This is a genomic window from Phytobacter sp. V69 (genome assembly GCF_965644215.1).
GTDB lineage: Bacteria > Pseudomonadota > Gammaproteobacteria > Enterobacterales > Enterobacteriaceae > Phytobacter.
In genome coordinates this window covers 1-13,793 of record NZ_CBFFRL010000131.1, presented here as the reverse complement: position 1 = coordinate 13,793, position 13,793 = coordinate 1, and the positions used below count along the sequence as shown (strand labels likewise).

The following is a 13,793-nucleotide window of genomic DNA, read 5'->3' as shown; positions in this document are numbered from 1 at the left end:
TGTTAGGGCGCGGCTGGTAAGAGAGCCTTATAGGCGCATCAGAAAAACCTCCGGCTATGCCGGAGGATATTTATTTTTGAGTTGAAGAAATGTGCCGCAGGTCGCAAACTAGATGGTTTCCGTTAACCGGTTTGCAACATGCGTACCTCGCGATTCCAGTTCTCCGTTAAACCTCAGGAAGCTCTCCTAATCCTCATCACCATGTTCTGGGGTGGGACATTCCTTGCCGTGCAATATGCCGTCACCCTGAGCGGCCCGTTCTTTTTTGTCGGCCTGCGTTTCGCGACGGCGGCGCTGGCGGTGGCGTTACTCTCCTTTAAAGTGCTTAAAGGGATCACCTGGCTTGAAGTGAAAGCCGGTGTCGCCATCGGCGTGGCGATTGCGCTGGGGTACAGCCTGCAAACCTGGGGACTGCAGTCGATTCCCAGCAGTAAATCGGCTTTTATCACCGCCATGTATGTCCCGCTGGTGCCGCTGCTGCAATGGCTGTGCCTGGGGCGTATGCCGGGGCTGATGTCCTGCGTCGGTATTGTGCTGGCATTTATTGGTCTGATTCTGCTGGCCGGGCCGGATGGCAACATGCTGGCGCTGGGGAAAGGCGAAATCATCACCCTGGTCGGCGCGGTGGCGATTGCCGCTGAGATCATTTTGATCAGCGCCTGGGCCGGGAGGGTGGACGTACGGCGTGTCACCGTTGTGCAACTGCTGACCGCATCGCTGGTGGCGTTTGCGGCGATGGCACCAGCCGGTGAATCCATTCCGGAGATCTCCCCGACACTGCTCGCACTGGCGGCGGGGCTGGGTATTTTCAGCGCCATTATTCAGGTCACCATGAACTGGGCGCAACGTAGTGTTTCGCCAACCCGTGCGACGGTTATCTATACCGGGGAACCGGTGTGGGCGGGTATTTTTGGCCGCATGGCCGGTGAGCGCCTGCCGATGCTGGCTATCTTAGGCGGTGTGTTTATCGTTGTGGGTGTGCTGGTCTGCGAACTGAAACTGAAAAAGAAAGCGGCGCCGTTGGCAGCGCCGGAAACAACAGTCGAGCCGGAATCCTGATCAGCAGGCCGGGCGCATCAGGGTGTGGTAGTGACGATCGAACCACACCAGCCCCTCTGGCGCGGGATGGTGGACAATAGCCTTAATCTCGCAAAACAGAATATCGTGCGTCCCCACGCTCACCACCTGCGTAATGTGGCAATCGAAGGAAGCCAGCGCCCCCTCCAGCCGTGGGCAACCCGTTTCCCCGGTTTGCCACGATGCGGCGGCAAAGCGTTCTGCCATCGCCGTTTTCCCACCAAATAAATTCGACAGCGCCTGCTGTCCGGCAGACAGCGTATTCACGCACAGCGCCCGGTTGTTGTCGAACACTGGCCACACCGAGGCTGCGCGGTTCAGGCAGACCAGCAGCGTTGGCGGTGAATCGGTGACGCTGCACACCGCGCTGGCGGTAAATCCAGCCTGGCCTGCGTCACCGTCGGTGGTAATGATATTGACCGCCGCGCCAACGCAGGACATGGCGTCACGAAATGTCTGTTGATTCATCGCCTCATCCCCTCTCAAAGTAGCTGGCAGGCGTCGCTGAACGCCAGTCGCGGCAGACGACCAAACAGTTTGCTGGCATCGCCGTAACCGATATTGATCAGCAAATTACTGCGCCATGTGGTGCCGCTGAAAAATGTCTTATCCACCAGCGCGCGGTCAAAACCGGACATTGGCCCGGTATCCAGCCCTAAGGCCCGGCAGGCGCTAATCAGATACGCCGCCTGCATACTGCTGTTACGAAACGCGGTCTCTTCCGCCAGCTGCGCGCTGGAGGTAAACCAGCTTCGCGCATCGCCGTGGGGGAAGAGTTCCGGCAGCCGTTCATAGAATTCGCTGTCCCATGCGACAATCGCGGTTACCGGGGCGCTCAGGGTTTTGGCCAGATTGCCACTCGATAACGCCGGACTCAGCCGCTCTTTACCTTCCTCACTGCGAATAAACACAAAACGTGCCGGGCTGCAGTTGGCCGATGTCGGCCCCATTTTGACCAGCTCGTAAATCCCGGCAAGGGTCGCGTCACTCACCGGCCGGTCCTGCCAGCCGTTGTGGCTGCGGGCGTCATAAAACAGGGTGTTCAGCGCGCTTTGGTTCACGGCTTCACTCATAACAACTCCTTTTCGGCAATCGGCAGTAAGGTTTCCAGTCCGCTAAGTAGCAGGGTATTAAAGGCGTCACTGTGGGTGACATTACAGGCGTGTCCGCCACGTTCCATCAGCCGGATCTCACTATTGGGCAAGGCGTGGTGCAGCCTTTGCGAGCAGGTCCAGGGCACCAGCAAATCGTCCCGGGAACCGATAATCAGTGCCGGGCAGCGAATCTGCGCCGCCGTGGCGCTGAAATCGGCCTGTTTCAGCGCGTTCAGTCGCCGTAGCAGGTTGTGCTCCCCCTGAAAATGCGCCAGCGCGAGGGATTCTTCCGCCTCCAGGCGCGGGGCATGTTCTTCCAGCCAGTCGGCGGGATAGAGAAACAGCGGCTGTGCTTCGACCCACGCTTGCGCGCCGCCGGCCTGCAATAAGCGCTCGCGCACGTGGAAGCAGCGGCGGGTGTGGTCGCTCAGCTGTAGCCAGCCGTTGACCAGCACCAGCGCGCTGATGCTGCGGGGGTAATCCTGCGCAAGCTGTAATCCAACTAACGCTCCCAGCGCATGACCGACCACACAAAATCGGTCGATGCCCGCCTGTTGCAGGGCGCTCAGCAGCTCTGCGGCCATATCCGCCATGCTGTAGCCGTCCGGCAGCGTCGCCGGGTTATTGCCGGTGCCGCACTGGTCGTAGCTGACCACCTGAAACCGGGTTTGCAGGGCCGCCGTTTGCGCCAGCCAGTAGCTACCATTGCCACCCAGTCCGGCTATCAATACCACCACGGGCGCGCCCGCAAAGGGCGGCTCACTGAGGGTCAGTTTCATGCAAACCTCACTTTGCGATGTGCGCGACGGTGGCGATTTCGACCAGTGCCTCCGGCTTGACCAGCCCACACTGAATACAGAAACGGGCGGGCTTATCGCCGGGGAAGAACTCCGCATAAACTTCGTTAATCGCGGCGTAATTTTTCCAGTCGGTGATAAAAATACTGTTGAACGTCACGTCCTCCATCGAGCCGCCCGCCGTTTCGATAACTGTGCGGATCGTCTCCAGCACGTGACGGGTTTGCGCCTTTGGGTCGCCGGGGTAAACCACATTGTTTTGCTTATCAAACGGCAGCGTACCGGAGACGTAGACCACGCCATCCGCCAGCGTACCGGGAACAAAGGGGGCGATCGGAGTGGTGGTTCCTGGGGGAATAATGACCTGTTTTGGCATGGCGTTCTCCTAAGCAATGTTGGCCAGTGGCTGGGGTGACAGGGCGTTGCAGAAAGTTTCAACATCGCTGACCCAGCCAAAGAAGGTTTCAATATTGAACAGTGCGGCCTGTTGGGCGAAGGCCGGGCCTGCCTGATGGGTGGCGTCTTCCAGCACAACGCCGAAATACTCAAGGAAGAAGCCATCGCGTAGCGTCGACTCGACGCACACGTTGGTGGCAATCCCGGTAAACACCAGGTGGCGGATGCCGCGACTGCGCAAAATGCTGTCCAGCGGGGTGTTAAAAAAGCCGCTGTAGCGGGGCTTCGGCAGGACAATGTCGCCCTCTTGTGGCACCAGCTCATCCAATAACTGGTAATCCCAGCCGCCTTTCGCCAGCAGTTTTCCCTGTAGTTCAGGGCGCTTGCGCATGGTTTTGAGCGCATTCGATTTGTGCCAGTTTGGTGAACCCGGCCCACCGGCTTCCACATACTGGTCATCCCAGCCGTTCTGGAACCAGATGATGAGCATGCCCGCTTCGCGCGCGGCGGCAACAGCGGTTTTAATCTGCGCAATCACCGGGGCGGTGGCGGAGACATCGAACCCCGCCAGGTCGAGGTATCCCCCTTTCGTGGCGTAGGCGTTTTGCATATCCACCACAATCAGCGCGCTCTGCGCCGGGTCGAAACGCAGCGAATCGGGACGGGCGTTAAGCGTAATCATCAGGCGACCTCTCGGGTTGGGGCAGGGATCTGGCTGCGGCAGTTCATCAGTGGCTGGATACGCTCACCGAAGGCTTCAATGCCGCCCAGGAAATCATCAAATGTCAGCAGCACGCCGTCGGTACCGGGAACGGTAGCGACCTCATCGAGCAGGCGTGCGACAGTCGCATACGAACCGACCAGCGTACCCATGTTGATATTGACGGCGGAGGTGGGGTCAGCCATCTGGCGCACGTTGGTGTCGCTGCCAGAGCGGGTGTCTTTCTGACTTTGCTCGGTCAGCCACGCCAGGGCTTCATCATCCGCGCCGGCCTTGTAGTGTTCCCATTTGGCGCGTGCGGCCTCATCGGTTTCATCGGCGATGATCATAAACAGCACATACGAGCCCACGTCGCGCCCGGTTTTTTCCGCCGCCTCGCACATTCGCTGCGCGGTAGGGGCAAAGGCCGTCGGCGTGTTAACCCCTTTGCCAAAGCAGAAGTTGTAATCTGCGTACTGGGCTGAAAACGCCATGCCAGCATCGCTTTGCCCGGCACAAATCACTTTCATGGGCTGGCCTGGCTGCGGGCTGACGCGACAGTCGTTCATGGTGAAGAACTCACCTTTGAAATCGCTTTTCCCGGTGCCCCACAAATCACGTAGCACCTGGACATATTCGGTCAGGTAATCATAACGGCGTGAGAAGTACTCATCGCCGGGCCAGATGCCCATCTGGTCGTATTCCGGCTTTTGCCAGCCTGTGACCAGGTTGACGCCAAAACGACCGCCGGAAATGGAGTCGATGGTGGAGGCCATGCGCGCCACAATGGCGGGCGGCAGCGTTAAGGTGGCGGCGGTAGCGTAGATCTGAATCCGCGATGTCACGGCGGCAAGTCCCGCCATCAGGGTGAAGGACTCCAGGTTGTGATCCCAGAATTCTGTTTTGCCGCCAAAACCGCGCAGCTTAATCATCGACAGGGCGAAGTCGAAGTGATAATGCTCGGCCTTTTGCACAATCACCTTGTTGAGCTCAAACGTCGGTTTGTACTGCGGCGCATGGGTGGAAATTAGCCAGCCGTTGTTGCCAATCGGAACGAAAACACCAATTTTCATCTCGTACCTCGCGTTGTCGGGTGAACGTCGGGCGTGGCGTTGCATCCTGCACTCTCCTGTAAGCCTCGCATCAATGAGTTAGCAAAGGGGATGCCAGTTTTGAAAATTGCATTGTTATTAACGTGTTAAACAAAAGTTGACGAAATGCAGGCTAAAAAAGTGGACTAAATGGTCAAAAACAGTGCACAAAAAACAGGCATCTTTGCGCCATGGCTGTGCAGGGGTCGAGTCGGCTTACGCCATTTGGTATGCTGAGAAAAATCAGTAAGGAGAAAAACATGGCGCAGGAGACGGCAAAAAAAGTGGGCAAACGGACCCGGGCAGTGAACGAGAAAAAAGAGGCGATTCTGTCGGCCGCGCTCGAGACTTTTTCCCTGTATGGCATTCACGGTACGCGCATTGAAAAAGTGGCGGAGCGGGCAGGAGTGTCAAAAACCAATCTTCTCTACTATTACCCGTCGAAAGAAGAGCTGTACCTTGCCGTGCTGCGACAGATCCTCGCTATCTGGCTGGCACCACTAAAAGCCTTTCGCGAGGACTTTACCCCGCTGGTGGCGATTCAGGAGTACATTCGCTTAAAGCTTGAGGTCTCGCGTGATAATCCGCAGGCATCGCGGCTGTTCTGTATGGAGATGCTACAGGGTGCGCCGGTCCTCAAAGCGGAACTGGAAGGATCGCTGAAAGCGCTGGTGGAAGAGAAATCGGCCATCATTGCCGGCTGGGTCGCCAGCGGCAAACTGGCGCCGGTTGATCCGCACCACCTGATCTTTATGATTTGGGCCTCAACCCAACATTATGCCGACTTTGCCACCCAGGTCGAGGCGGTGACCGGCACAACGTTACAGGATGAGGCCTTTTTTCAGCGCACGGTAGAAAACGTGCAGCGGATGGTAACCGTCGGCATCCGCGTACGTTAATGTGCTGGCGGTAACGGGCAGCTTAAATCGCCTTCTTCGCATTGCAACAATGAAGAGAGCCAGGCTTCCCGTTCAATGGTTTTGTCAGTAATGCACTGGTTATGGACCATGGGCTGGACGCTGCCTCCTGCGGTGCCCGTGTCGATAAAGGCGCAGTCGGCATCGCGCAGATTAATCCACGCCTGTTGTGCTTTTTTCATCAGATCCCGCTGGCCTGGCGTCGCGCGCTTGAGGGCCTCCTGCCAGGTCTTATTCAGCTTCTTATCAGCCGCCTGGGCTTGTTGGGCGGTACACATGTTCAGCGCTGACTGGGTACTGGCGTTGTCACATTCATCCGCCAGCGCGCTGGCACTGACCAGCAAAAACGCCCCTGCAATCAAAAAACGTTTCATATTTTCTCCGTATGAAAAAATGCCGGATAGCATTGCGCGTATCCGGCATACGGTACTACGGCATCGCGCTTAATTGTAGCCCCGGTTCGCCGTAGGTCACCGGGGAATGTTGCGCTTTTAGCCGATGGTCATCAGACTGGCGTTGCCGCCTGCGGCTGCGGTGTTAATGCTCAGCGAACGCTCGACCCATAAACGATCGAGCAAAATATTGCTCTCTCCGCGGGCAAAACCCTGCACCGAGATGATAGCTCCGCTGCGGGTGGCGATGTGCCCGCACAGCTCGCGCAACTGATCGGAATCGCCGTGATAAATCACCGCATCAAACGGCTGCGAAAGCAGGTCATCGGTTGCCGCCAGCGTAATCCTTGCGCTGACGTTCTCCGGCAGGCTGTTACTCAGGGTGCGGTGCAGCTCATCATCTGGCCACAGGACCTGGCAGCCGCTGGCAAGTGCCGCCGCGAGCTGCGTCAGGCTATCTTCTTCGTTGTCGGCCAGGCAAAGTACAGACTCGCGAGGCAACAGCGTCCAGGTGTTACGCTCACCGGTAGGGCCGGGCAGCACGCGCTGGATCCCGGTCTGGGCCAGTTCGCCGAACTGTTGGCAAATGGCCTGTAAGGCCGGGTTGTTCTGGGCCCACTGCGCCAGCGCATCCAGCGGCTGGGTCAGCGTCGGTTTCAATTGTGCATCGAGCGGGAAGCGGGCGTCATGGCGAGACAGCGTCTGCTTGATGGCCTCTTGTGGACGGCTGGCGAGCAGGCGATAGAGATACAGCGGCCCACCGGCTTTTGGCCCGGTACCGGAGAGTCCTTCGCCGCCAAAGGGCTGCACGCCCACGACGGCACCCACCATATTGCGGTTGACGTACAGGTTGCCGACGTGAGCGCTGCCGGTCACCTGAGCGATGGTTTCATCAATACGGGTATGAACGCCGAGGGTCAGGCCATAGCCGGAGGTATTAATCTGGGCCACCAGTTTGTCGAGATCGTTGCGGCGGTAGCGCACCACGTGCAGCACCGGGCCAAAGACCTCTTTTTTCAGCTCGTCAAAACTCTCCAGCTCAATCAGCGTTGGCATCACAAAGGTGCCGGTGCGCCATTCGCGGGCGTCCTGGGGGTTTTCCTGCGCGGTCTGGAACACCGGACGGCCTTTCTCGCGCATGGCCTGAATGTGTTTCTCGATATTCTCTTTGGCTTCGCTGTCGATGACCGGACCGATATCCGTCGTCAGGCGACCCGGATTCCCCATCCGGCATTCCGCCATCGCACCGCGCAGCATGGTGAGCGTGTGTTCAGCGATCTCTTCCTGCAGGCAGAGTACGCGCAGCGCCGAACAGCGTTGCCCGGCACTGTCGAAGGCCGAGGCGAGCACATCGACCACCACCTGTTCGGTCAGCGCGGATGAATCAACAATCATTGCGTTCAGCCCGCCCGTTTCGGCGATAAGCGGCGTCGGGCGACCCTGCGGATCCAGACGCGTGGCGATATTGCGCTGTAACAGGCTGGCGACTTCGGTTGAGCCGGTAAACATCACTCCGCGTACGCGGTTATCCGCAGTTAGCTGTGCACCCACGGTTTCACCACGGCCCGGCAATAACTGCAGTACGCCCGGCGGCACACCCGCTTCCAGCAAAATGGCCACGCCCTGTGCGGCAATCAGCGGCGTCTGTTCTGCCGGTTTGGCCAGTACGGTGTTGCCCGCCGCCAGCGCGGCGGCGATTTGTCCGGTAAAAATCGCCAGCGGGAAGTTCCACGGGCTGATACAGACCACCGGGCCTAGCGGACGGTGGGTTTCGTTGGCGAAATCTTCCCGCACCTGGCCCGCGTAATAACGCAAGAAGTCGACCGCTTCGCGAACTTCGGCAATGGCGTTACTGAAGGTTTTACCCGCTTCACGTACCAGAATGCCGAGCAGCGTCTGCATCTGATCTTCCATCAACACCGCCGCGCGTTCGAGAATGGCCGCGCGCTCCTGGGGCGGGGTGGCAAACCAGATAGGCGCGTTGTTCACCGCACTTTCCAGCGCACGCGCCACTTCACTGCCGGTGGTTTCCCGGACATAGCCGACAATATCTTTCGGCTCGGCCGGGTTCAGCAGCGCCGCCATTTCACCTTCTGCCACCGGGGTTTCCAGCAGTGGTTTGGCCAGCCATTTCTGCGTCGTGCTGTTCAGCAGGGAAGAGGAGAGGGAGGCCAGACGATGTTCGTTGGCCAGATCCAGCCCGGCTGAGTTGATGCGCCCCTGGCCGTACAGCCAGCGCGGCAGCGGGATTTTCGGGTGCGGCAGGCCAACGTGGCCCTCTTGTGTCGCCAGTTTCTCCACCGCCAGCACCGGATCCGCCACCAGTTCATCGAGCGGCAGTGAGGTATCGGCAATGCGGTTAACAAAGGAGGTATTGGCCCCGTTTTCCAGCAGGCGGCGCACCAGGTAAGCCAGCAGCGTTTCGTGTGTGCCCACCGGGGCATAGATGCGGCACGGGCGGTTCAGTTTGCCGTCGGAGATTTTCCCCACCACCTGTTCATAAAGCGGTTCACCCATGCCGTGCAGGCACTGGAACTCATACTGACCCGGATAGTAGTTCTGCCCCGCCAGTTGGTAGATAGCCGCCAGGGTGTGGGCGTTGTGGGTGGCGAACTGCGGGTAAATCAGATTCGGTACGGCGAGCAGTTTTTTCGCACACGCCAGATAGGAGACGTCGGTGTACACCTTGCGCGTATAGACCGGATAGCCTTCGAGTCCGTCCATCTGCGCGCGTTTGATTTCGCTATCCCAGTACGCGCCTTTCACCAGGCGAATCATTAGACGGCGACGGCTGCGCGATGCCAGATCTGTCAGGTAATCAATGACGAACGGGCAGCGTTTCTGGTAGGCCTGAATGACAAAACCAATGCCGTTCCAGCCCGCCAGTTCCGGTTCGAAGCAGAGTTTCTCCAGCAGGTCGAGGGAGATTTCCAGCCGGTCGGCCTCTTCGGCATCGATGTTAATGCCGATGTCATACTGGCAGGCCAGCAGCGCCAGCGATTTCAGCCGCGGGTAGAGCTCCTCCATCATTCTGTCGTACTGGGCGCGGTTGTAGCGCGGGTGCAGAGCAGAGAGCTTAATGGAGATCCCTGGGCCTTCATAAATACCGCGGCCATTGGAGGCTTTACCAATGGCGTGGATCGCCTGCTGGTAAGAGACCATGTAGGCCAGGGCGTCGGCGGCGGTCAGCGCGGCTTCACCCAGCATGTCGTAAGAGTAGCGGAACCCTTTCTCTTCCAGTTTGCGGGCGTTGGCCAGCGCTTCGGCGATGGTTTCCCCGGTAACGAACTGCTCGCCCATCAGGCGCATCGCCATGTCCACGCCTTTACGGATCAGCGGTTCGCCGCTCTTGCCGATAATGCGGTTCAGCGAGTGCGACAGGCTGGCTTCGTTATGGGTGGAGACCAGTTTGCCGGTAAACAGCAGGCCCCAGGTGGCGGCATTAACGAACAGCGAGGCGCTGCGGCCGATATGCGATTGCCAGTTGCCGTTGCTGATTTTGTCGCGGATAAGCGCATCGCGCGTGGTCTTATCGGGAATACGCAGCAACGCTTCCGCCAGGCACATCAGCGCTACCCCTTCCTGAGAGGAGAGGGAAAACTCTTGCAACAGGCTTTGCACCATACCCGCACGCCCGGTCGCGGTCTTCTGGTTACGCAGTTTCGCCGCCAGCTGCGTCGCGAGATGTTGAGTGCTTTCGGCGACAGGTTGAGGGAGACGCGCCTGTTCAAGCAGCATCGGCACTGCATCGGTTTCCGGGCGACGCCAGGCCGCGGTGATAGCGGCACGTGAAACCGACTGCGGTAAAATGTTTTCGGCAAATTCGAGGAAGGGCTGGATGCTCTCTTCACCGCTGCTATCGGTTTCGTCACTATCAGCAGACTGGCCCGCATGGGTGGCAGGCAGCTCAGGGATCATTTCGTTATTTTCGAGCTTTTCCAGGTAGCTAAAAATGGCCTGCTTAATCAGCCAGTGTGGTGTGCGGTCAATCGATGCAGCAGCGGATTTCAGTCGCTCACGCGTCGCATCGTCAAGTTTAACGCCCATGGTGGTAGTACCCATGTTTTTCTCCTGCGATTTTTGTTGTGAGCAAACTATCCACCATGTTGCAACTTTGTGCAACCTTGTTAAATGTGACCGCGTTAACAAGGTGAATATTGAATGATAAGTTAATTATATGTGACGGTGATTTCGTTTTGGTCTTACTGTTTGTGAGGGGTAATCTTGCGCTGTATAACACTTTTTTAAGGTGCAACCTTTAAAAGTGTGACATGGTGCAACCTGGGAAGAAATAGTAACGGTTTCAGGATGAAATTGATGTAAATGCTGTGTTAAATCAATTGTGAATAACCGAGGCTTCCGGCAGGATACGGGCGCTTCATAACAACAATCACATCGCCACCCCGTTCCGGTGGTGAAATAAGCGGCGAAAAAGATATTCGTCGACGCATAATCCTGGAGACCTTCATTAATGGCAATTAGCACACCGCTGCTGGTGACCTTTCTTATTTATATCTTTGGCATGATTCTCATCGGGTTCTTCGCATGGCGTTCAACGAAAAACTTTGATGACTATATTTTAGGTGGTCGTAGTCTGGGGCCGTTAGTCACCGCCTTATCGGCCGGGGCGTCGGACATGAGTGGCTGGTTGCTGATGGGGCTGCCTGGAGCGATTTTTATCTCCGGGATTTCTGAAAGCTGGATTGCCATTGGCCTGACGCTCGGCGCGTGGGTCAACTGGAAGCTGGTGGCAGGCCGTCTGCGTGTGCACACCGAGGTAAACAACAACGCCCTGACGCTGCCGGACTACTTTACCGGCCGCTTCGAAGACAAAAGCCGCCTGCTGCGTATCATTTCCGCTGTGGTGATTCTGGTGTTCTTCACCATCTACTGTGCCTCCGGCATTGTGGCGGGTGCGCGCCTGTTTGAAAGCACCTTCGGCATGACCTACGAGCACGCGCTGTGGGCGGGTGCGGCGGCAACCATCATCTATACCTTTATTGGCGGTTTCCTGGCGGTAAGCTGGACCGATACCGTGCAGGCGAGCCTGATGATTTTCGCGTTGATCCTGACGCCGGTGATTGTGATCCTCTCCGTGGGCGGCTTTGCGGATTCGATGGAAGTGATCAAGCAGAAAAGCATCGAAAATATCGACATGCTGAAAGGGCTGAACTTCGTCGCCATCATTTCGCTGATGGGCTGGGGGTTGGGCTACTTTGGTCAGCCGCACATCCTGGCGCGCTTTATGGCCGCCGATTCCCACCACAGCATCGTGCATGCCCGTCGTATCAGCATGACCTGGATGGTTCTGTGTCTTGCCGGGGCCGTTGCCGTGGGCTTCTTCGGTATTGCCTACTTCAATAACCATCCGGAACAGGCCGGGGCGGTCAATCAAAACGCCGAGCGTGTGTTCATTGAGCTGGCGCAGATTCTGTTTAACCCGTGGATTGCCGGGATCCTGCTGTCGGCGATTCTGGCGGCGGTGATGTCTACCCTGAGCTGCCAACTGCTGGTGTGCTCCAGCGCACTGACGGAAGATTTCTACAAAGCGTTCCTGCGTAAAAAAGCCGGGCAGAAAGAGCTGGTATGGGTTGGCCGTGTGATGGTGCTGTTGGTGGCGCTGGTCTCTATTGCGCTGGCGGCGAACCCGGAAAACCGCGTTCTGGGCCTGGTCAGCTATGCGTGGGCCGGTTTTGGTGCCGCGTTCGGTCCGGTCGTGCTCTTCTCCGTCATGTGGTCGAAAATGACCCGCAACGGCGCGCTGGCCGGGATGGTTATCGGTGCGGTGACCGTTATCGTCTGGAAACAGTTTGCCTGGCTGGGGCTATATGAAATCATTCCAGGCTTCGTGTTCGGTAGCCTGGGCATTGTGGTGTTCAGCCTGCTGGGTGCCGCGCCAACCCGCGAGATGAAAGAACGCTTCGCCGAAGCGGATGCGCATTACCACTCTGCGCCGCCGACGCGTTTGCAGGCCGAGTAAGTACTGGCGTGTTCCCTCTCCCTGCGTAGGGGGAGGGAGTTAAACGGTAAAATTGTTACAGAAGACATTTCAGATTTTCACGCTATTTTCTGCAGAAGCTCGTTTCTCCCTGCTATATCAACAGGCAGTTGCCTTAACAGGCACGGACATCATAAACCCACGTCTGGAATACGCCTTCTGCGTCCGGTATCCTGAGTGAATACAATATCTCCCCAGCGACAACTCCCTTCTTTATAACTGCGCATCAGCCGTATTCTTTTTCCATGGAGGGGAAATATGTCAGGACGTGCGGTTCATTTTCTTTATTTATTTGCTGTACTGTTTATTTTTATGCCTGCTGTTCATGCTGGCATCCAGCTTGACGCCACCCGCGTGATTTACCCGGAAGGGAAAAAAGAAACGACGCTGGGCCTGAAAAACGAAGCCAGCGAACCCCGGCTGATTCAGGCATGGGTGGATGCGGGTGAGGGGAATGAGGCCCGGCCGCCATTTATTATTATGCCGCCGATTTTTCGCATCGATCCGGGAAAAGGGCAGTCCCTGCGTATCAGTTTTATCGGCCGGAAGGGTTGCCGGGTTCACCGAAGGAGGCGGTTTTGCAATTGCGCTGGCGGCGGGGAAATCATAATGCAATCGAGTGCATAAACCCCACCGCATTTACTCTTTCTTTTCAGGATATCCGGCTGACGTCGCCCTCCGGGGCGGAAGATATCAGACAAAGTGGAATGTGCCCGGCAAAAGGACAACAGGTATTTCTTCTGCCGGGAAAGGAACAGGCCGCACAAGGGAAAGTCTTTTTTACCACTATCAATGATTATGGCAGTTATACCCGGCATGAAGCCGCTTACCATCACCAATAATTTAACCTCGTGTGCGCTCCTTATGGGGCAGGGAAATACATGATGAAGATAATACGTTTTGTTGTGAAACTCGCTCTTTTCTCGGGGCTGATTGTATTAAGCCCGCTGTGCCAGGCATATTGTAGTATAAGCAGCGGGGGGCCGCGGACTATCGGGGGGAACACCCTACCTGCAACAATCTCTGTCCCGGCAACGTTGATAAAGTGGCAAACCATTGGCAATTCTTTCGCGATCGGCGGGGGGACGGGGGGGGCTTATATATATGTAAACTGTAATACATCTACAATTTACGAACTTCTCGGGAAGGGTAGTTTGCCATACCTTACAACAACGAGTAGTGGTTATACGTTATTTGACACCGGGGTACCAGGTGTTGGTATAAGAATGTGGTGTATTTACAATTCTGTGCCGATTACTAGATAGTGTCGTCACAAGATTTTAGCCCAGAGAGCGATGCATCTGATCTGGACGGCAGCGAGAAATGAGGCC

General features: G+C 57.2%; 13 protein-coding genes. 5 read left to right on the top strand and 8 right to left on the bottom strand.

The window, feature by feature from the left end; all coding sequences use genetic code 11:
• Positions 1-138 precede the first annotated feature (138 nt).
• The gene (locus ACSZPU_RS17340; protein ID WP_499001272.1) at positions 139-1,059 is read left to right on the top strand and encodes a DMT family transporter; all 921 of its coding nucleotides are present in this window, start codon (positions 139-141) and stop codon (positions 1,057-1,059) included.
• Here ACSZPU_RS17340 and rutF read toward each other — a convergent pair whose 3' ends face one another.
• From rutF to rutA, 6 genes are read right to left on the bottom strand one after another with little or no spacing between them, the layout of a single operon-like run.
• On the bottom strand, positions 1,060-1,545 hold the full coding sequence (gene rutF / locus ACSZPU_RS17335; protein WP_499001270.1) for an NADH-dependent FMN reductase RutF: 486 nt from the start codon (positions 1,543-1,545) through the stop codon (positions 1,060-1,062).
• Between the two features lie 14 nt (positions 1,546-1,559).
• Positions 1,560-2,150, bottom strand: a complete 591-nt coding sequence (locus ACSZPU_RS17330; protein ID WP_499001267.1) for a malonic semialdehyde reductase — start codon at positions 2,148-2,150, stop codon at positions 1,560-1,562.
• Entirely contained in the window at positions 2,147-2,950 is an 804-nt protein-coding gene (gene rutD, locus ACSZPU_RS17325) for a pyrimidine utilization protein D (RefSeq protein WP_499001266.1), read from the bottom strand. The genes ACSZPU_RS17330 and rutD overlap by 4 nt, the downstream gene beginning before the upstream one ends.
• Positions 2,951-2,957: 7 nt before the next feature.
• A complete protein-coding gene (gene rutC, locus ACSZPU_RS17320; RefSeq protein WP_039078653.1) occupies positions 2,958-3,344 on the bottom strand; it encodes a pyrimidine utilization protein C in 387 nt (128 codons plus the stop codon).
• A gap of 9 nt (positions 3,345-3,353) precedes the next feature.
• On the bottom strand, positions 3,354-4,046 hold the full coding sequence (gene rutB, locus ACSZPU_RS17315; protein ID WP_499001265.1) for a pyrimidine utilization protein B: 693 nt from the start codon (positions 4,044-4,046) through the stop codon (positions 3,354-3,356).
• Positions 4,046-5,137, bottom strand: a complete 1,092-nt coding sequence (rutA, locus tag ACSZPU_RS17310; protein ID WP_499001262.1) for a pyrimidine utilization protein A — start codon at positions 5,135-5,137, stop codon at positions 4,046-4,048. Before rutA ends, rutB begins: the two co-directional genes overlap by 1 nt.
• Positions 5,138-5,415: 278 nt before the next feature.
• Here rutA and rutR point away from each other — a divergent pair, with 278 nt between their 5' ends.
• On the top strand, positions 5,416-6,054 hold the full coding sequence (rutR, locus tag ACSZPU_RS17305) for an HTH-type transcriptional regulator RutR (RefSeq protein WP_499001260.1): 639 nt from the start codon (positions 5,416-5,418) through the stop codon (positions 6,052-6,054).
• On the opposite strand, the gene ACSZPU_RS17300 is transcribed toward rutR, so the two are convergent.
• Together ACSZPU_RS17300 and putA are read right to left on the bottom strand one after the other, a co-directional pair.
• Positions 6,051-6,446: a lysozyme inhibitor LprI family protein gene (locus ACSZPU_RS17300; protein WP_499001257.1), complete on the bottom strand. Its 396-nt coding sequence runs from the start codon at positions 6,444-6,446 to the stop codon at positions 6,051-6,053. The two genes, rutR and ACSZPU_RS17300, sit on opposite strands and share 4 nt — an antisense overlap.
• A 117-nt stretch (positions 6,447-6,563) precedes the next feature.
• Positions 6,564-10,526, bottom strand: coding sequence for a trifunctional transcriptional regulator/proline dehydrogenase/L-glutamate gamma-semialdehyde dehydrogenase (putA, locus tag ACSZPU_RS17295; RefSeq protein ID WP_499001254.1), 3,963 nt, complete (start codon positions 10,524-10,526; stop codon positions 6,564-6,566).
• Between the two features lie 409 nt (positions 10,527-10,935).
• Between putA and putP the strand changes: the two genes are divergently transcribed.
• The 3 genes from putP to ACSZPU_RS17280 all read left to right on the top strand — a co-directional run bounded on the left by putP (position 10,936) and on the right by ACSZPU_RS17280 (position 13,304).
• The gene (gene putP / locus ACSZPU_RS17290) at positions 10,936-12,444 is read left to right on the top strand and encodes a sodium/proline symporter PutP (RefSeq protein WP_499001252.1); all 1,509 of its coding nucleotides are present in this window, start codon (positions 10,936-10,938) and stop codon (positions 12,442-12,444) included.
• Positions 12,445-12,720: 276 nt separating this feature from the next.
• Positions 12,721-13,089 carry a fimbrial biogenesis chaperone gene (locus tag ACSZPU_RS17285; RefSeq protein WP_499001250.1) on the top strand — a complete coding sequence of 123 codons (369 nt, stop codon included), beginning with the start codon at positions 12,721-12,723 and terminating at the stop codon, positions 13,087-13,089.
• Positions 13,014-13,304: a fimbrial biogenesis chaperone gene (locus ACSZPU_RS17280; RefSeq protein ID WP_499001248.1), complete on the top strand. Its 291-nt coding sequence runs from the start codon at positions 13,014-13,016 to the stop codon at positions 13,302-13,304. Before ACSZPU_RS17285 ends, ACSZPU_RS17280 begins: the two co-directional genes overlap by 76 nt.
• The last annotated feature ends 489 nt before the right edge of the window (positions 13,305-13,793 follow it).

What these genes read in the sequence shown, in the direction of transcription:
- putA (WP_499001254.1), bottom strand. Translation starts at nt 10,526, where the DNA reads ATGGGTACTACCACCATGGGCGTTAAACTTGACGATGCGACGCGTGAG.
- rutD (WP_499001266.1), bottom strand. Translation starts at nt 2,950, where the DNA reads ATGAAACTGACCCTCAGTGAGCCGCCCTTTGCGGGCGCGCCCGTGGTG.
- rutC (WP_039078653.1), bottom strand. Translation starts at nt 3,344, where the DNA reads ATGCCAAAACAGGTCATTATTCCCCCAGGAACCACCACTCCGATCGCC.
- rutA (WP_499001262.1), bottom strand. Translation starts at nt 5,137, where the DNA reads ATGAAAATTGGTGTTTTCGTTCCGATTGGCAACAACGGCTGGCTAATT.
- rutB (WP_499001265.1), bottom strand. Translation starts at nt 4,046, where the DNA reads ATGATTACGCTTAACGCCCGTCCCGATTCGCTGCGTTTCGACCCGGCG.
- rutF (WP_499001270.1), bottom strand. Translation starts at nt 1,545, where the DNA reads ATGAATCAACAGACATTTCGTGACGCCATGTCCTGCGTTGGCGCGGCG.
- rutR (WP_499001260.1), top strand. Translation starts at nt 5,416, where the DNA reads ATGGCGCAGGAGACGGCAAAAAAAGTGGGCAAACGGACCCGGGCAGTG.
- ACSZPU_RS17330 (WP_499001267.1), bottom strand. Translation starts at nt 2,150, where the DNA reads ATGAGTGAAGCCGTGAACCAAAGCGCGCTGAACACCCTGTTTTATGAC.
- ACSZPU_RS17340 (WP_499001272.1), top strand. Translation starts at nt 139, where the DNA reads ATGCGTACCTCGCGATTCCAGTTCTCCGTTAAACCTCAGGAAGCTCTC.
- ACSZPU_RS17285 (WP_499001250.1), top strand. Translation starts at nt 12,721, where the DNA reads ATGTCAGGACGTGCGGTTCATTTTCTTTATTTATTTGCTGTACTGTTT.
- putP (WP_499001252.1), top strand. Translation starts at nt 10,936, where the DNA reads ATGGCAATTAGCACACCGCTGCTGGTGACCTTTCTTATTTATATCTTT.
- ACSZPU_RS17300 (WP_499001257.1), bottom strand. Translation starts at nt 6,446, where the DNA reads ATGAAACGTTTTTTGATTGCAGGGGCGTTTTTGCTGGTCAGTGCCAGC.